The sequence below is a fragment of the Romboutsia sp. D33t1_170424_H2 genome (genome assembly GCF_015669105.1).
In the GTDB taxonomy this organism is placed as follows: Bacteria; Bacillota; Clostridia; order Peptostreptococcales; family Peptostreptococcaceae; genus Romboutsia_C; species Romboutsia_C hominis.
In genome coordinates this window covers 20,799-38,644 of the sequence record NZ_JADOZQ010000008.1, presented here as the reverse complement: position 1 = coordinate 38,644, position 17,846 = coordinate 20,799, and the positions used below count along the sequence as shown (strand labels likewise).

Sequence of the window (17,846 nt, the reverse complement as noted above, 5' to 3'; positions counted from 1 at the left end):
TCCTAACTTTTTATCTATTATCTAATAAAATTTATTTGTATATATTTGTTATTAGATCTTTTCTTAAGTCTTTAGCATTGTTTAAATATATATGTTTTATATCTTTTTTAGATTTGTCTGTATTTACATGCATCATAATTCTTATGCACATTTTAAGACTTCCATCTATATATTTTTCTTCAAAGTTAAGCATAGGAATATCTGTTATATCTAATATATCCCTAACTGCTACTGATGGATATACTTTATCTAAGTCATTTGTCATTGTAAAACACATACTTATTATATCATCAATATCTAATGCATTTTCTATTATTATAGTTTGTACTAACTTTGCAGTTTCATCAAGTATATCTGCTTTAGTATTAGAAACAACCGTTGTTGCACCTCTTATCGCTAATGTTTTCATATTAATCACCTATACACTTATTCCCGCTAAATATCCCGTTGAAAAGGCTATTTGTAAATTATAGCCCCCTGTTTCTGCATCTATATCTATTAATTCCCCTGTAAGATATAAATTTTTTATTATTTTTGATTCCATAGTTGAAGAGTTTATCTCTTTAACTGATATTCCACCACTTGTTACTTGCGATGTTTTTATTCCTTTAGTACCATTACAAGTAAGTTTCATAGATTTTATATAGCTTATTATTTTCTCTTCATCTGTTTTTGTTAATTCATTTGCTTTTTTATCAGTTAAATTAAGAATCTTAAGCACTTCTTTTAAAAAGTTTTGTGGAAGTAATCTTCTTAAATTATTTATTATATTTTTATTAGGATTCTCTCTTATTATTTTAGATATTTCATCTGAACTAGTATTTGGCAAGAAGTCTATGTTAAGTTCTATTAAGTTATCTTCTACATATTTATTTATATAAGAAGATAGTTTAAGTACACAAGGACCTGTTAGGCCAAAGTGTGCAAATAATATATCTCCCACTTGATATATCTTTTTATTTCTTATCTTACAAGATATTTCTACATTTTGTATAGATACACCTTGTAAATTTTTTATCCAATGCTCCTTTATAGTAAGTGGAGTAAGTGCTGGATATATTTTTTTCAATGTGTGATTATGTTTAACTAATATATCATACATTGATCCATCCGAACCTGTATGAGGGTAGCTTTTCCCTCCAGTTGATATTATAACCTTATCTCCCTTTATATTTTGACCATCATTAAGTATTACACCAGAAACTGCATCATTTTCTACTATTATATCTATAACTTGTTTATTATATATAACTTTAACACTGTTATCTTTTAAGTCATTTTTTAGGATATCTATAACTTCTTCTGATCTACCTGATTTAGTATATACCTTATGATCATTAAAATCTTCTATTATATATTCTAATCCATTACTTTTAAAATACCCCAATAAGCTATGATTAGTAAATGTATAAAAACTACTATATAAAAATTTTTTGTTAGTTACTATCTTATCAAAGAAATCTTCTATATCTCTATAATTAGTAAGATTACATCTTCCTCCGCCCGTGACTCTAAGCTTTTTTCCTAATTCTTCATTTCTTTCTATAAGTATAACTTCATTATTATTTTTTGAAGCTGTAATAGCTGCCATCATACCTGATGGACCACCACCAACTACTATTACTTTTGACATAAATATCTCCTATTCTAATGCAGAGTTGTTTATCTTTTCATTGTTTTTTATATGATTAGTATCATTCATTTTTATTATTACTGGGCCATAATCTCTATATTCTACTATGTTTAAAGCCGTATTATCTTGCTTTATTCTGTATATATTTTCCATACCTGAGTTTAAAAATGATAATAGTAATACTCTAACAGTTACAGAATGACTGACTAATAATATATGTTTGTCATTATATTTCTCATTTAATTCTTTTATAAATACTTCTAATCTATCCTTTATTAAATGAAGAGTTTCTCCACCTTCTATATTTACTAGATGAGGTTCATTTCTCCAAGTATTATAAGTTTCTAAATAATCTTTTTTAATTTCATCTATTAAAAGACCTTCCCAAACACCAAATCCCATTTCTCTAAGTGCAGGTGTTTCTTTTACCTTAACACCTATTTTTTCTCCTATAAGATTAGCAGTTTGTAGCGCCCTTCCTAAATCACTACTGTATATGTAATCTATTGGGTACTCTTTTAAAGCTTCACCAAGACAAATTGCTTGTTCTTCTCCCTTAGCTGTTAAATCAGAGTTTCCATGCCCTTGCGTTTTACCTAATATGTTCCAATTGGTTTGTCCATGTCTTACTATATAAAATGTATTAGCCATCTGTTGCCTCCTATGTTGTATATAGTTATTTTTATCTTTTACTAAATTTTTATTATACCATAAATATAATTTATTAAAAAGATATATCCTTTTAACTATTCCCTAAATATTATTTTCAATAAGTATCTCTATTTGTGCTAGTGCTTTTATTTCACCACTACTATTTGCTCTTGTTATTATATATATTTCATGGAAATCTCCAATAACTTTTACATTTTTTTCCTTTATATAGTTTATTATTAAATTATAGTATTTTTTAATATCATAAAAGGTATCATCAAAATACATTGTAAGGTAGTTTCCTTTAGGTAGGATTATTATTCTCTCATCTGTATTTAATACATCTTCTGTTTTTATCATAGTTCTTGTATAAGTTAATTTATCTTTATTTATTAAGTCATTGTAAGATGTTGAAAAAACTATTTGATAATTAAATGTATTATACATTTCTTCTATTTCTACTAGACTTTTTCTAAGATTCATTTCAAATTCTTCTGTATACCTTCCAGAGTAATTATATTTTATCATTTTTCTTTCTTCATTATATTTTATGAATACATTATTAAGTCCAATAGCAAGCGAGTCTTTTATATCATTTTCAAGGTGTTCTATACTTTCCTTTATAGTATTTAACTCATGTAGCTTTTTGTTTACAAGATCCTTTTGTTTTTCAAGTGTTTTTAGTATAGATCCTAATGAATCATAGTCATTCATTACATCCTTTATTTCATCTAAGGATAGACCTATTGCTTTACATTTTTTTATAATATCAAGCTTCATAAAACTTTTTATAGAATAATATCTATATCCTGTTTTTTCATTTATATAATCTGGGTTTAATAAATTATATCGATCGTAATGTCTTAATGTTTCTATGGATATATTATTTAATTTAGCCATTTCTCCTATTGAAAAGTATTTTTCCATTTAATCACCTCTAAATTTATATCTTTTTATAGTATATGCTAAATGACCATATACTTAAAGAGATAACATGCTTTTATAAAATAAATCTAATAAAAGAACAGTTTCAAAAATAAAATTAACATTAAAATAAACTATACATTTTTAATTTACAAAAATAATAAAAAGCTATGAACAATAAAGATTTTACTCTATTGTTCATAGCTTTACTTTTTACTGTGCAGTTTCTACAAGTTTATTTATTGATTTAGTTGTTGAAGTTTTTATATTAGCTATTAAGTTTATTGCTATAAATGTTAATGATTCAGATACTAATGTACCTGCCCATATACCATCTGCACCGAATACTTTAGATAGTACAAATAAAGATATCGGTAAGAATATAACAGATCTAAATAAACATATTAAAGTAGATAACTTTGGCATTTCTATAGCTTGGTAAAACACTATTGTTCCTATATTTAACCCAACCATGAAATAACTTAAAGTTCCTAGCTTAACAGCAAAATATGCTATTTCTAATATTTGTTTATCATTTGTAAAAATTCCTATTATTTGTTTTCCAAATACATAACATATTACTACAAATACAGCTGTTGTAACTATAGATGCCATAGAATTAATTTTGTAATATTTTAACACCTTATCTTTATCTTTTCTCCCAAAGTTATAACTAATAAGAGGTTGTGCTCCTAATGTCAATCCAAATAGTACCATATATATATTAGTTCCAATATAATTTAATATACTATATGCCGATACTCCTATTTCTCCCATAACATTTACTAATGTCAAATTATGAACAAGCACTATAAAAGAGAAACTTATTTGAGATAAGAAAGAAGGAAACCCTATCTTTAATAAATCACTTATAACTTCTTTTTCTATTTTTACTTTCCCAAAAGTTAAACAACCTTTTTTCTGTATAAAATGAGGAAGCATTATAGCTACTGTTACTATCTGTCCAAGTCCTGTTGCTATAGCTGCACCTTTTATTCCAAGTCCAAATGGGAATATGAATACATAATCTAATATTATATTAGTTATAGCACCTGCTATTATGGAATACATTGCTAATTTTGGTTTTCCGTCATTTCTTACGAAACTGTTAAGTGCTAATCCTACTAGGTTAGGAATACAAAATATTGCATAGTATTTTAAATAGTCAACTGCCAATGTTTCAAGAGCTTCCGTCGCTCCTAGCATTTTTACTATAGGCTTTGCAAATATAACACATACTAAACTTATAAATACAGTTACTATAAGTAAGAATTTACATACCTGTCTAAATATATTTACTGCTTTTTCAATATTTTTAGCTCCTATATTTTTAGAGATTAAAGCTCCTCCCCCTACAGCCATCATATTAGCTATACCAACTAACATTACTGTAAATGGCAGTACTATATTGACTGCTGCTAACGCGTTATCTCCTACACCTTGCCCAACAAAAATTCCATCTATTATAGTGTATAATGCCGATACAAGCATAGCGAAGGCAGAAGGGATTGCATATTTTAAAAACTCACTTATCATAATATCACTCCTTTTCACTTTCTTTCTTTTAAAATTATAAACTCTTGTGTAACAAAAGGGTCAATATATTTTTTATCAAATTCATTAAAAAGTACATACTATTTAATAAAAACCGATAAATAGTTTACAATATTGATTTATTTTTAATTATACTAAATTAATAATTTATATATTAATATTTGGTTTATAAATAGAGAGTTATTATGTATAATTATGAATATATGATTATTACTGTAAATTTTGGGAATAAATTATTGTAGCTATTTACCATTTACTAATCAATATTACATTAGACTATATAATTGTAATTTGCAAACAATTATATTAAGAATTAGATTAAGGAAGGAGTATTTTATGATTTCTAATTTTTTAGTTAAATCTTTCATTAAAAATAGTGAGGATATTAATAATGAAAGTGTTAGGAATAGATATGGTTACTTAGCTGGGATTGTTGGTATAGTTTTAAATTTACTACTGTTTATAATTAAATTTTCAGTAGGATTTATAACAGCTAGTATAGCAATAACAGCTGATGCTTTTAACAATTTCTCTGATATGGCATCTTCTATTATAACTATAGTAGGATTTAAGTTAGCTAGTATGCCTCCAGATAAAGAGCATCCCTTTGGGCATGGACGAATAGAGTATATATCAGCCTTAATAGTTGCATTTATGGTTATGTTTGTTGGTGTAAGCTTTACGAAAACTTCTATACAAAGAATACTAAACCCAGAAGTTGTAGTATTTGAATTTGTACCATTTATATTATTAATTATATCAATTGCAATAAAACTTTGGCTAAGTAGATTTAATAAGTATATTGGGCAAAAAATTGACTCATCTGCACTTAAAGCATCTGCAGCAGATGCACTTGGTGATGTATTTACTTCAAGTTGTGTTGTATTATCTTATCTAGCATCAAAGTATATATCTTTTCCGATAGATGGTTATATAGGTGTTTTAGTTTCTCTAGCTATAATCTATGCAGGATTTACGTTAGTCAAGGAAACTATAAGTCCTTTACTTGGAGAAGCTCCAGATCCACATTTAGTTAAAGCTATAAATGAAAAATTATTATCTTACGACTATATATCAGGAGTACACGACTTAATAATTCATAACTATGGTGTTGGAAGACGTATAGCATCTGTACATGTTGAAATTCCTGCTACTATAGATATTATGACCATACATAATATTATAGATAATGCCGAATATGATATATCTAAGGAACTTAATATCCATTTAGTTATTCACATGGATCCTATATGTATGAAAGATAGTGAAATAGTTAAAACAAGAAATGAGCTTAATGAGATATTAAAAAAACATAAAGATATTAAATCTATGCATGATTTTAGAATTATTGGTAATGATGATGTAAAAACTTTAGTATTTGATGTGGTAACTTCCCATGATAAAGATACATCTGATGACGAAATAATAAAATATATAAAAGATGAAGTTAAAAAAATACATCCTCATTATAAATGTAAAATAATAATAGATAAGGACTATCATTAAAGTAAAGGGTGCCTAAATTCAAATAAATTTAGGCACCTTTTATTTTGCAAAAGTTTATAATAATACAAATATGTATTAAATATAGTAATTTAATTTTGTTATATTATTAAAGTATTATCTCATATATAAGTTTAACGCCTACTAAAAATGCCATAATCAAAATATAAGTGCTTCTATCTACAATTATCTCCTTATTTTGTTTTTTATGAGAATATTTTTTTCATATATGATAACTTAAAATATAATTTTAATAATTGAATTTTGTTTTTTACAGGAATTATCAAACTAATATTAATCTATCTTAATATTTACTTTATGCACTAAAAACTATTTTTTATCTGTATTAAGATTAAGTATAATTAACTTATAGTAGTATATTATATATAAATTTGATATATTTTTAATATGAGTAAATTTACTTGGAGGTATTTAATGAATCATTGGAATGAATTAATATATATATATCCATTTTTAAATACATTAGATGAAGAAACTAAATCAATTATAAAAAATTCTTTAATAATTAGAGAATTTGATAGTGATTATACATTAATATATGAAAGCTCTTCTTGCTTAGGTTTCTCTCTTATAATAAGCGGATCTATAAGAGTGTATAAATTATCGGATAAAGGTAGAGAGGTGACACTTTATAAATTAGAGAAGGGTGATACTTGTTATCTTTCTATGTCTTGTATGCTAACTAATAAACATTTTCCAGCATTTGCAGAAGTTATAGAACCAACAGTTATTACTTTTATACCAAGTTCTATATTTAATAAGTATATTTATAATACATTAGAATTTCAAAAGTATATATTTGAAAATCTTTATACTAAATTTAACAATGTATTAAAAGTATTAGAGGAATTAGCTTTTGAAAGTGTAGATATTAGAATAGCAAAATATTTATTATTAATTTCTCAAAAAGATAATAGCAGCAAGTACTTATATTTAACTCAGGAAAAAATAGCACAGGAGCTTGGAACTAGTAGGGAGGTTGTAAGTCGTATACTTACTGATTTTAAGAATAAAGGTATACTTATTTCAAGTAGAGGTAAAATTAGTATATTAGATTTTGACAAATTAAATAACATAGCAAAGTTATAGCTTTGCTATGTTTATTTTTTCGTGTATAACTATAATATTATTTACCACTTTCCACTTAATAAAAAGTTCTTAGCTTTTTCATCTGCTTTAATTACAATATTTTTATCATAGCCCATAAATTCAAGAAGTCTTATAGCATTTCTGGTTTCTGATCTTCCCTTATGCAATTTATAGTCAAATTTTATATCTTTATTTGTTATAGTTTCTTCAAAGTGATAATTTTCAAATTTATCTTCAAGTATATGAGTAAGTTCTATATCGTGAGTTGCCGCAAAGCACAAAGTGTTACTTTTATAAAGAGCTGATAGTACTTCACAAGAAGAAGCTATACGCTCTATGGTATTAGTTCCTCTTAATATTTCATCTACAAAGCATAAGCATGGTATATCTTTCTTAGAGTTGTCTATTATCCTCTTTAGAGATTTTATTTCTACTATATAATAACTTTCATTGCTAAATATATCGTCCTTTAAAGCCATTGATGTATATATGTTAAAATATGATGAGTTGTACTCCCTTGAAGTAGTTGTATATATAGTTTGGCAAGTATTGCATTTATTGCTATAGTCTTTATAAAAGTTGATTTTCCTGACGCGTTTGAACCTGTGATTAACACATTTTTATCAAAGTTAGCAGAGTTAGATACAGGTTTTTTTATAAGTGGATGATATATATCAACAAAATTTATATGGTTATTGTATTTACTTGTGCTAATTTCAAGATTTGGTTTAGAATAATAATCTAGACTATCTCTAAATGACGCAATTGCTATAAGAGCATCTATAGTCCCTACATAATCATATATAGCTTTAAAGTCATCTGCATTTTTTATAACAGTACTTTTGACTTTTTCATATCTCTTAAGCTCTTTTAAAAATATTAAGTTCATATATTCACTAAATATTTTCATATCATCCATCATTGCATTACTATCTGCGCCTAGCGATTTTTTTCTAATATGTTTAATATTATCTAAGTTTCTTGATATATCTTTTAAGTTATCATTTATTTCATTTATATTTAAATTTGTTATTTTTTTAGTTGCATTTATTAAAGATATCATATATGTAAAACCGTCTACATTATAATTGTATCTTTCATTTCTTTGACTTATAAATACATTGTATGTAGCAGATGCTATTAAAAGTAGTATAAAATACCTATTAAAAAATATTAGTGTTAAGCTTATTATTGGTATGTATGATAATATAGTATACCTTAGTAACCTACTTTTGCTATTATCACTTTTATTAATTAAACAATTTGTAGTATATAAATCATTGCTTATTCCTAATTTTGCTAATATATATTGTACTTCAAATCTTTTATCTGGATTTTTCATAAAATATTCTATTAAGTTGTCTCTTTTTATAAGTTCTTCTTTTTCGTATAAAGGTATTCTTAGAATATTATATAAAACTTCTCTTCCTGATGTACTTTGAGTATTATTTATTTTTTTGTATATGTCATCCATGCTTAAATCATTCCATGTTATATCATCTATAAATTCTTTTTCATTAATATTTTTAAAGTAACTAGAGACACTATCCATTTTATAGTTAATATCTTCTATATCTAATTCTTTACCATATTTTTTTAATATATCTTTTTTTATTGTCTTATCTTTCTTTATCTTAAAGTATAGTTCTATAGAGAAAAGGATTAATAATAGAGCTATAAAACCAAATATAAATTCTAGGATATTGATGTTTAAATTAATATTTTCCATTTATTCCTCCTATGTACCATTATTACTTATTAGTTATAATTTACTTTCTTTTCAAAGGCATTTAATATTAACTTGTATATAATAAATATTATATTATTTATTATCTTTATTAACTAATTTTCTTAAATTTACTATTCTAGATATTATATCTTCAAACTCTTTATTTCCTTTTAAACTGATAAATGTTGTATTTAGTGAATCTATTAGTATTTGTAGTACATCTACATTTACTGACTCCTCTTTCTTTATATCATCAAGATTGTCAAAGTATGCTATTTGATTAAGTTGCCTAGGTATATCTGTACCCAAATATTCTAAACTATCTACCAATCTATTTAAGTACATTAATGAAGCTTTTATATCTCCTTTTTTTAAATTAATATGTGCTAAGTTTGAATTTAAAAATGAACCCATTTGATTTCCATCATATACTAACTTGTCAATATCGATAGCTAATTGATAATACATACTAGCTTTAGAGTAATCTATACTATTCTCGTCCATATCATCTTTGTAACTATAGTAAGAAATGGCTAGTCCCATGCAAGACGTTATAGCTTCTCCAATTGAAGTATTTAAATTTTGTTGCATAAGTTTTCTTGCTTCATTTATTTTATCCTGTTGCATATATATAAGAGGTAGCATTACATCTGGATTGCAATTTGGTTTGTATATTTTTTTTAAAACTTCTTCAGCCTTATCATTTTTATCTACTATCATATAGTTACTGCTTAATTGCATAAGAGAATATTCTTTTAACTCTATATCATTTGTATTATCTACTATATCTTCTAAAATTTCTATTATTCTATTTGTTATATCTTCTTTATTTAAATCTGTTTCTTTTATCATAGCAAGAGAATAAATATGAGTTAGTTTAAATTTAAGTTTGTAATTAGATGGATAATTTTTCATATAACTTTCACATAGTTTAATAGACTCTTCTATTGAATTTATAGATATTAATTCTTCACACTCTTTAATTATTTTTGCGATATCATTTTCATCAAGTTCTTTTCTATAATTTAACAAATCATCAATACTTACTTCAAAGTAATTTGCTAGTACAGGAAGATATGTTATATCCGGAAAACTTACACCCTTTTCCCACTTAGATACTGCTGGTATTGATACTCCAATAATACTTGCTAATTGTTCTTGAGTAATATTTTTCTTTCTTCTTAATAACTTAATATTTTCCCCTATTTTTATTTTCTCCATTAATTTACTCCTTTTATGTGTTATATTTATAGTATAAATTAAGTTTTGTATGTTAACAATGGACGTATAATTAACTTCTGATTAAATTTTTTAACTATTGGTTAAAACTATCATTTACATAAAAATAAAAGACTTAATAAGTTATAACTTATTAAGTCTTTTATTTTTGCGGTTTCAATTTTATTTAACTAGTTTTTAGTAGATACCTCTATATTTTCTCCATCGGCATCTATAACTACAGTACATCCGCTATAAACTTCTCCAGAGATTATTTTTCTAGCTATTTTTGTTTCTAATGTATTTGATATATATCTCTTAAGTGGTCTAGCACCATATACTGGATCGTACCCTTCTTTTGCCATAACTTCTTTAGCACCATCAGTTATTTTTATATCTATATTTTTTTCACTAAGTCTTTTTCTTAATGCATCTACAAATATATCTATTATTTTTTTGATTCCTTCTAAACTAAGTGGCTTAAACATTATTATATCATCAACTCTATTTAAGAATTCTGGCTTAAATCTATGTTTCATTTCATTCATAACCATATCTTTTGTAAATTCATCTATGTTTTCACCAGCTTCTAATAGATGATGACTACCTATGTTTGATGTCATTATTATAAGTGTATTTTTAAAGTCTACTGTTTTACCTTTATTATCAGTAAGTCTACCATCATCTAATATCTGAAGGAATATATTAAATACATCTTCATGTGCTTTTTCTATTTCATCAAATAGTATTACAGAGTATGGGTGTCTTCTAACAGCTTCTGTTAATTGACCTCCTTCTTCATATCCTACATAACCTGGAGGAGGTCCTATAAGTCTAGATACTGCATGTTTTTCCATGTACTCACTCATATCTATTCTTATAATGTTGTCTTCACTATCAAATAAGTTGTTAGCTAAAGTTTTAGCAAGCTCTGTTTTACCAACTCCTGTTGGCCCTAAGAATATGAATGAACCTATTGGTTTTTTCTCATCTTTAAGTCCTGCACGAGCTCTTATTACTGCATTAGATACTGCTGTTACTGCTTCATCTTGTCCTATAACTCTTTTGTGAAGATCATCTTCTAACTTAAGAAGCTTTTCTCTTTCACCTTCTACTAATTTAGTTACAGGTATGCCAGTCCATTTAGCTACTATTTGAGATATTTCATTTTCTGTTACTTCTTCTTTTAATAATGCATTTTCATAACTTGATGCCATTTTTTCTTCATGATTTTGTATTTGTTCTTCTAACTTTGGTATTATACCATATTTTAATTCTGCTGCTTTGTTAAAGTCATATTCTCTTTCATATCTTTCAACATCGCCTTTAGCCTTATCTAATTCCTCTTTTAAATTTCTTATATCAAGTATTTGTTTTTTCTCATTTTCATATTTAGCAGTCATTTCATCATTCTTAGATTTTAACTCTGCTAACTCTTTTCCTAGATTTTCTAATCTATTTTTACTTTTTTCATCATTTTCCTTAAGAAGTGCTTCTTTTTCAGTTTCAAGCGTAAATATTCTTCTTCTTACAGTGTCTAGTTCTGTTGGTAAAGAATCTATCTCACTTCTAATCATAGCACCAGCTTCATCTATTAAGTCTATTGCTTTATCAGGAAGGTATCTATCTTGTATATATCTATCTGATAATTTAGCAGCAGCTACTATTGCGTTATCATGTATTCTTATACCATGATGTATTTCAAATCTTTCTTTAAGCCCACGAAGTATAGATATAGTATCTGATACACTTGGTTCCTCTGCTATAACTGGTTGGAAACGTCTTTCAAGTGCTTTATCTTTTTCTATATATTGTCTATATTCATCAAATGTAGTAGCACCTATACAATTAAGTTCTCCACGAGCTAACATTGGTTTTATTAGGTTACCAGCATCCATTGCTCCATCAGTTTTACCAGCACCTACTATTGTGTGTATCTCATCTATAAATAGTATTATTTTTCCTTCTGAAGATTGAACTTCTTTAAGTACTGCTTTTAATCTTTCTTCAAATTCCCCTCTATATTTTGCACCTGCTATTAATGAACCCATATCTAGTGCATAAATAACTTTATCCTTAAGTCCTTCTGGTACATCTCCACGAACTATTCTTTCTGCTAATCCTTCAACTATTGCAGTTTTACCAACACCAGGTTCACCTATAAGTACTGGATTATTTTTAGTTCTTCTTGATAATATTCTTATAACTCTTCTTATTTCTTCGTCACGACCTATAACTGGATCTAATTTATTTTTCTTAGCTAAATCTACTAAATTAGTTCCATATCTAGTTAGTGCTTCATAAGTGCCTTCAGGATCTTGAGTTTCTACTCTTTGACTTCCACGAACTTGTGATAGTACTTCTAAGAAATTACTTTTATTTATATTGTATTGTCTTAATACTTTTCCTACTGGTGTATTACCTTCCATATCTATCATAGCAAGCATTACATGTTCTACACTTATATAAGAATCTTTAAATTCTTTAGATATTTCTTCTGCTTTTATTAAAATTTCATTTATTCTTCTTGTAGCTGTAACACCTTGTGAACTTATACCTTCTCCATGAATTTGAGGTAATTTGCTCAGTTCCATATCTATACTATTTTTTACTGAATCTACTGATACACCCATTTTTTCTAATATATTAGGTATAAGTCCATCTTCTTGATTGACTAATGCACTTAATAAGTGTATAACATCTATTTGTTGATTATGGTTTTTAACACCTATATTATAAGCTTCATTTAAAGCTTTTTGTACCCTTACAGTCATTCTTTCTATATCCATATGTATCCCTCCACTATCATAATATATATTATTTTCAGTAAAATCTTAATTATTTATTTTATTTAGAATTTTCTTATTAGCACTCTATTGAGTTGAGTGCTAATAATTTATTAACTACAATATACTCCTATAAAAATACTTTGTCAATAGTTTTTTATCTTATTTGTCAATATAAAATATATAAAAGTAAAAGCACCTATTACAATTCATTGGAATAGGTGCTTTTACTTTAGCTTTTCATATTATATTCTTGTAATTTTTTAATGTTTTCTAATTCCTTTATAAAATCATTAGCCTGAATATAATCTATATATAAAAGACAAGAAACCTCTTTTGTTTTTTCACTTATTCTAGTAGTTATTCTAATATGATCCTCTAATTTCTTTGTGTAAAATTTGTATATTAAATCAAGGTGTACTCTATCTCCGTTTAATATTATATCTATACTTTCCTTAGGAATTTCCACATCTACATTTTTTTGAGTACAACCCTTAGATATATTATTATATTTAGTATATTTATAAGAATATCCCTTATAATCAAATCTATTGCTTTCCTTTATTCTATTTAATATATACTCTCCCTCTTCCTCTTTTAGAAAGTCTTCTTCTTCAAAGAAATAATATTTAGCGAAATAGTCTAATTTATATTTTCCCATAGTTTCCTCCTGAGTTATATAATAATAGTATTCCTATATTTAATAATTATATGAAGGTTATTTAGAATTAAATTATTGCAAATATATAAGGATTTAAGGATAAATAAAAAGACTAGATTATACTAATTAGTATAATCTAGTCTTTTTATTTATTAATCTTTGAATTCATATATTAAATTTAATAAATCTAGTAAGATATTTACAAAATCTAGATAAAGATTTAATACATGTATAGATAAATCATTCTTACTTATTATGTTTCCTGATTCTATGTCATATTTTATTAGACTTATATCATATAATATATATCCTGAGAATATTAATATACCCAGAACACTATATAATATATTTAATGTCTGTGAACCTATAAATATATTTATTATACATAGAAGTAAAAGTGATATAAGACCTGCAAATAATATAGATCCTATACCTAGGTAATGCCCAGCTTTCTTTCTATAAGATATAAAGGCTAGTATACCAAATAATATACAAGTTCCAAGTAAAGCATTAATTACTATAGATGTTCCTAAACTTTGTAAGTAAAAAGATAATAGTGGATATAAAAGTATACCATCTATAAATGTAAATAAGTAAACATAGTTCATAGAAAAACTTCTAGGTATTATACTTTTCTTAGATAATATTGCCATTATAAGTAAACCTATTATTAAAAATGGTAATATTAAATTTGCTACTTGAACAACACTTATAGGAATAAAAGCTTGCCCAAATACAAACCCTATAAACATAAATAGTATAGATATTGCTAGATATTTAAAAATATCAGCCATTGGGTTTGTAATTTCTTTATGCATTTTTATCATCTCCATATATTATAAAAAACTATATATGTATTATACCATATATTGTTAAATTTATATTATATGAAATAATTTGTATCAAATTAGTTGATTATATTACTTATGCTATCAGAAATTTTATTTACTTTATCATTCGCTACATTTGTTAGGTTTTCTTTAGTATTTTCTATTTTAGATTGTATAGAGTTAATATCACTTTGTAATTCTTTTTCTTTATCTAAATAATTACTTAAATTAATATCTTTTATAAAATCATCTAAATTTTCAGATAAATTATTTTTGTATTTACCTATCAAAGTTTTTAATTTGTCATCTCCTATGTTAGCAAGTTCATCAATTGATGTAAGTTTATTTTCTATGTCTCTTAATTTCATATCATCTAAACTCAATATTTTGTTAGTATAATTAGATATCTTCTTTTGATCTAGATTAGTATTATTTGACTTATCTATAGAAACCTTATCTTCAATTTCTTCTACAGAGTCTTTATATTTGTTTTTTATTTCAGATAGCATATTATCTATCTCTTTTATTGATTCGTCTGATTTTTCTTCAACATTAGATACTGCCTTTTCTTGATCTTTTTGTATATCATTTTTATCGCAAGCCACAATACCTAATGACATTAATGATATTATAATTAATGATATTATTTTTTTATTGCACTTCATTTATATAACTCCTCTTAATATTTTAGTATTTATATTTTACCACTAAAATCTAACTATTTACAACCTTATTTAATTTAATCAAAATAAATTATACATTTATAATATTTTATAGTTAACAAAATACGAATTAATTAATATCTTAATATTAGTTAAATATTTTGGGGGTGTCATCCAATGCTACAATCTCTTCTCTTGGTGCTATCACTTTCATTAGATACATTTGTAGCTAGTGTTGCTTATGGTACAAATAAAATTAAAATTCCTTTTAAATCGGCATCTATAATAACATTAGTATCTACAATTACTTTAGGTATTTCTTTATTTTTGGGATCTTTGTTTAAAGATTTACTATCAGCCAATATAGCATCCTTATTAAGCTTTTTATTGTTATTAGGGCTTGGCATATTTAGATTATTTGAATGTATAATTAAAAGCTATATAGATAAAATATATAATAATCAAGCTCCTCTAACATTTAAATTATTTGATTTTAAGTTTGTACTTGAAATTTATGCGGATGAAACTAAAGCAGATTATGATAAATCTAAAATGCTTACACCTAAAGAAGCTTTTTATCTTGCAATAGCTCTTTCTTTAGATAGTTTAGCAGTTGGATTTGGAAGCAGTTTAGGATATATTAATTATGCAGAAGTTTTATTATTATCTTTAATTATTGGATTTTTATCTTTACTATTTGGTTGTATAGTAGGTTGTCATATTAATAAGATTAGCCATATTAATTTGTCTTGGTTATCAGGAGTAATGCTTATAGCTCTTGCATTTATAAGATAAAAAAAGAGTTATCTCATACTTGAGATAACTCTTTTGACTTATGCTACTTTATTACTGTTTGCTTTTATAACTTGTTGAGCTATATTTACTGAATGGTCAGATATTCTCTCTAAATTACTTACTATATCTAAATAAACAACTCCATTATCTATTGTGCATACACTCTCATCTAATCTTTTCATATGATTTTGACGACATACTTTTTCCATTATATCAACTTGTTCTTCCATTTTGACAACTCTTAATGCTAAATCCACATTATTAGATTCTAAAGATTCAAGTGCATAAGTATATGTGCTTAATACTTTGTTGTATATTTCAGTTAACTCACCTTTACATTCATCAGATAATTTTAATTCTTTAGTTAATATTATTTCTGATAATTCAGCTATATTTTCAGCATGATCTCCTATTCTTTCTATATCATTTACAGTATTGAATAGATAGTCAACACCTTCTCTTGAATCATCATTTAAAGTTGTTTTAGATAGCTTTAGTAAGAAACTTAGTATAGCTTTTTGTAATTCATTTATCTTTATTTCTTCATTAAATGCCTTTTTTATTTTAGCATCTGACATTTCAAGCACACCTTCCATTGAACAAATCAGAGCTTTCTTAGCTTTTTCACCCATTCTTAAAGTCTCTTTAATAGTATTTGATAAAGCTATAGATGGTGTTTCTAATATTCTTTCATCTAAGAATTTAACAGTTTTTCTCTCTTCTATTTCATCTTCTTTCTCTGGAACTAACTTCATAGTAAGTTTTACTATTAACTTAGAAAAAGGTAATAGTAGTATAACGTTAGTTATATTAAATAAAGTATGTGCATTAGCTATTTGTCTACTCACATCATTTGGATCTAAGTGTGTAACTACCATTGTTATTGGCTTACTTAGTAATAACATAAATACCAATGTCCCTATTACATTAAATGTTAAATGCATTGTAGCAGCTCTTTTAGCGTTCTTACTAGCACCTATACTTGATATTAATGAAGTAACGCAAGTCCCGATATTTTCACCATATAATATTGGTAAAGCAGATGATAATGGTAATATTCCTTCAGATGCAAGTGCAAGTAACATACCCATTGAAGCACTAGAACTTTGAACTATTGCAGTTATACCAAATCCAAGAAGTATACCAAGTATCGGATTATGTCCAAATGATACTAATGCATTAGTAAATCCTGAAAACTCTTTTAAAGGTGCAACAGCTTCCTTCATAAAATCCATACCTGTAAATAATATACCAAATCCTATAAATATTTCAGCTATTGTTTTAACCTTTGGCTTAGAACTAAATAAGTAAAGTATTATACCTACGCCTAATGCCATTGGCGCTAACCCAACTAAATCTAGTGATACTAATTGAGCAGTTATAGTTGTTCCTATATTGGCTCCCATTATTACACCTATTGCTTGAGGTAGTGTCATTATACCCGCATTAACAAATCCAACTACCATAACTGTCGTAGCACTTGAACTTTGTATTATAGCTGTAACTAAAGCTCCAACTATAACCCCCATTAGTACATTACTAGTTAGAAGTTCAACTATCTTTTTTAGTTTTTCTCCTGCTGACTTTTGAAGGCCATCAGCCATCAAATTCATACCGTATAGAAAAAGACCTAGTCCCCCCATCAGGTTTATTGCTATTTCCACTATATTTCTTCCTCCTTAAAACTTTAATGTTTTTAAAATTAAATAATTTTATTCTTTTATTATTACAAACTTATTCTATCAAAAAAATTGTCATAATGTGTTAAGCAAATGTTAATTTATTGCACT

Annotated in this window: 16 protein-coding genes; 3 read left to right on the top strand and 13 right to left on the bottom strand. The window is 25.9% G+C overall.

Features of this window, described 5'->3' with window-relative positions:
- Positions 1 to 31: 31 nt before the first annotated feature.
- From aroH to I4U66_RS10095, 5 genes are all read right to left on the bottom strand, one after another.
- Positions 32 to 409 (bottom strand): chorismate mutase, encoded by a 378-nt coding sequence (gene aroH / locus I4U66_RS10115; RefSeq protein WP_092925815.1) that lies wholly within the window; start codon positions 407 to 409, stop codon positions 32 to 34.
- Positions 410 to 418: 9 nt separating this feature from the next.
- The gene (locus I4U66_RS10110) at positions 419 to 1,633 is read right to left on the bottom strand and encodes an NAD(P)/FAD-dependent oxidoreductase (protein ID WP_092925813.1); all 1,215 of its coding nucleotides are present in this window, start codon (positions 1,631 to 1,633) and stop codon (positions 419 to 421) included.
- Positions 1,634 to 1,642: 9 nt separating this feature from the next.
- Positions 1,643 to 2,284, bottom strand: a complete 642-nt coding sequence (locus tag I4U66_RS10105) for a histidine phosphatase family protein (protein ID WP_092925812.1) — start codon at positions 2,282 to 2,284, stop codon at positions 1,643 to 1,645.
- Positions 2,285 to 2,386: 102 nt separating this feature from the next.
- Entirely contained in the window at positions 2,387 to 3,211 is an 825-nt protein-coding gene (locus I4U66_RS10100; protein WP_092925810.1) for a MerR family transcriptional regulator, read from the bottom strand.
- Positions 3,212 to 3,421: 210 nt separating this feature from the next.
- Positions 3,422 to 4,744 carry an MATE family efflux transporter gene (locus I4U66_RS10095; RefSeq protein WP_092925808.1) on the bottom strand — a complete coding sequence of 441 codons (1,323 nt, stop codon included), beginning with the start codon at positions 4,742 to 4,744 and terminating at the stop codon, positions 3,422 to 3,424.
- Positions 4,745 to 5,098: 354 nt separating this feature from the next.
- On the opposite strand from I4U66_RS10095, the gene I4U66_RS10090 reads away from it, so the two are divergent.
- Positions 5,099 to 6,268 (top strand): cation diffusion facilitator family transporter, encoded by a 1,170-nt coding sequence (locus I4U66_RS10090; protein ID WP_092925806.1) that lies wholly within the window; start codon positions 5,099 to 5,101, stop codon positions 6,266 to 6,268.
- A gap of 432 nt (positions 6,269 to 6,700) precedes the next feature.
- Complete coding sequence (locus I4U66_RS10085; RefSeq protein ID WP_176698678.1) at positions 6,701 to 7,375, top strand: Crp/Fnr family transcriptional regulator; 675 nt, start codon at positions 6,701 to 6,703, stop codon at positions 7,373 to 7,375.
- A 41-nt stretch (positions 7,376 to 7,416) separates the two neighbouring features.
- Here the strand turns inward: I4U66_RS10085 and I4U66_RS10080 are convergent, their stop codons facing one another.
- The 7 genes from I4U66_RS10080 to I4U66_RS10050 all read right to left on the bottom strand — a co-directional run bounded on the left by I4U66_RS10080 (position 7,417) and on the right by I4U66_RS10050 (position 15,264).
- On the bottom strand, positions 7,417 to 7,854 hold the full coding sequence (locus I4U66_RS10080; RefSeq protein ID WP_195928832.1) for a MutS-related protein: 438 nt from the start codon (positions 7,852 to 7,854) through the stop codon (positions 7,417 to 7,419).
- The gene (locus I4U66_RS10075; protein WP_195928830.1) at positions 7,845 to 9,104 is read right to left on the bottom strand and encodes a hypothetical protein; all 1,260 of its coding nucleotides are present in this window, start codon (positions 9,102 to 9,104) and stop codon (positions 7,845 to 7,847) included. Before I4U66_RS10075 ends, I4U66_RS10080 begins: the two co-directional genes overlap by 10 nt.
- 93 nt (positions 9,105 to 9,197) lie before the next feature.
- Complete coding sequence (locus I4U66_RS10070; RefSeq protein ID WP_195928828.1) at positions 9,198 to 10,325, bottom strand: helix-turn-helix domain-containing protein; 1,128 nt, start codon at positions 10,323 to 10,325, stop codon at positions 9,198 to 9,200.
- A 188-nt stretch (positions 10,326 to 10,513) separates the two neighbouring features.
- The gene (clpB, locus tag I4U66_RS10065) at positions 10,514 to 13,111 is read right to left on the bottom strand and encodes an ATP-dependent chaperone ClpB (protein WP_092925798.1); all 2,598 of its coding nucleotides are present in this window, start codon (positions 13,109 to 13,111) and stop codon (positions 10,514 to 10,516) included.
- Positions 13,112 to 13,340: 229 nt separating this feature from the next.
- Positions 13,341 to 13,769, bottom strand: coding sequence for a hypothetical protein (locus I4U66_RS10060; RefSeq protein ID WP_092925796.1), 429 nt, complete (start codon positions 13,767 to 13,769; stop codon positions 13,341 to 13,343).
- Between the two features lie 152 nt (positions 13,770 to 13,921).
- Complete coding sequence (locus tag I4U66_RS10055; RefSeq protein ID WP_195928826.1) at positions 13,922 to 14,587, bottom strand: Bax inhibitor-1/YccA family protein; 666 nt, start codon at positions 14,585 to 14,587, stop codon at positions 13,922 to 13,924.
- Positions 14,588 to 14,676: 89 nt separating this feature from the next.
- Complete coding sequence (locus I4U66_RS10050; RefSeq protein ID WP_092925792.1) at positions 14,677 to 15,264, bottom strand: hypothetical protein; 588 nt, start codon at positions 15,262 to 15,264, stop codon at positions 14,677 to 14,679.
- A gap of 174 nt (positions 15,265 to 15,438) precedes the next feature.
- Between I4U66_RS10050 and ytaF the strand changes: the two genes are divergently transcribed.
- Positions 15,439 to 16,056, top strand: a complete 618-nt coding sequence (gene ytaF, locus I4U66_RS10045) for a sporulation membrane protein YtaF (RefSeq protein ID WP_092925790.1) — start codon at positions 15,439 to 15,441, stop codon at positions 16,054 to 16,056.
- A gap of 38 nt (positions 16,057 to 16,094) precedes the next feature.
- Here the strand turns inward: ytaF and I4U66_RS10040 are convergent, their stop codons facing one another.
- The gene (locus tag I4U66_RS10040) at positions 16,095 to 17,720 is read right to left on the bottom strand and encodes a Na/Pi cotransporter family protein (RefSeq protein ID WP_092925788.1); all 1,626 of its coding nucleotides are present in this window, start codon (positions 17,718 to 17,720) and stop codon (positions 16,095 to 16,097) included.
- Positions 17,721 to 17,846 lie beyond the last annotated feature (126 nt).

Excerpts from the sequence above, each read along its gene's own strand:
- aroH (WP_092925815.1), bottom strand. The coding sequence starts at position 409 with ATGAAAACATTAGCGATAAGAGGTGCAACAACGGTTGTTTCTAATACT.
- I4U66_RS10110 (WP_092925813.1), bottom strand. The coding sequence starts at position 1,633 with ATGTCAAAAGTAATAGTAGTTGGTGGTGGTCCATCAGGTATGATGGCA.
- I4U66_RS10105 (WP_092925812.1), bottom strand. The coding sequence starts at position 2,284 with ATGGCTAATACATTTTATATAGTAAGACATGGACAAACCAATTGGAAC.
- I4U66_RS10100 (WP_092925810.1), bottom strand. The coding sequence starts at position 3,211 with ATGGAAAAATACTTTTCAATAGGAGAAATGGCTAAATTAAATAATATA.
- I4U66_RS10095 (WP_092925808.1), bottom strand. The coding sequence starts at position 4,744 with ATGATAAGTGAGTTTTTAAAATATGCAATCCCTTCTGCCTTCGCTATG.
- I4U66_RS10090 (WP_092925806.1), top strand. The coding sequence starts at position 5,099 with ATGATTTCTAATTTTTTAGTTAAATCTTTCATTAAAAATAGTGAGGAT.
- I4U66_RS10085 (WP_176698678.1), top strand. The coding sequence starts at position 6,701 with ATGAATCATTGGAATGAATTAATATATATATATCCATTTTTAAATACA.
- I4U66_RS10080 (WP_195928832.1), bottom strand. The coding sequence starts at position 7,854 with ATGGCTTTAAAGGACGATATATTTAGCAATGAAAGTTATTATATAGTA.
- I4U66_RS10075 (WP_195928830.1), bottom strand. The coding sequence starts at position 9,104 with ATGGAAAATATTAATTTAAACATCAATATCCTAGAATTTATATTTGGT.
- I4U66_RS10070 (WP_195928828.1), bottom strand. The coding sequence starts at position 10,325 with ATGGAGAAAATAAAAATAGGGGAAAATATTAAGTTATTAAGAAGAAAG.
- clpB (WP_092925798.1), bottom strand. The coding sequence starts at position 13,111 with ATGGATATAGAAAGAATGACTGTAAGGGTACAAAAAGCTTTAAATGAA.
- I4U66_RS10060 (WP_092925796.1), bottom strand. The coding sequence starts at position 13,769 with ATGGGAAAATATAAATTAGACTATTTCGCTAAATATTATTTCTTTGAA.
- I4U66_RS10055 (WP_195928826.1), bottom strand. The coding sequence starts at position 14,587 with ATGCATAAAGAAATTACAAACCCAATGGCTGATATTTTTAAATATCTA.
- I4U66_RS10050 (WP_092925792.1), bottom strand. The coding sequence starts at position 15,264 with ATGAAGTGCAATAAAAAAATAATATCATTAATTATAATATCATTAATG.
- ytaF (WP_092925790.1), top strand. The coding sequence starts at position 15,439 with ATGCTACAATCTCTTCTCTTGGTGCTATCACTTTCATTAGATACATTT.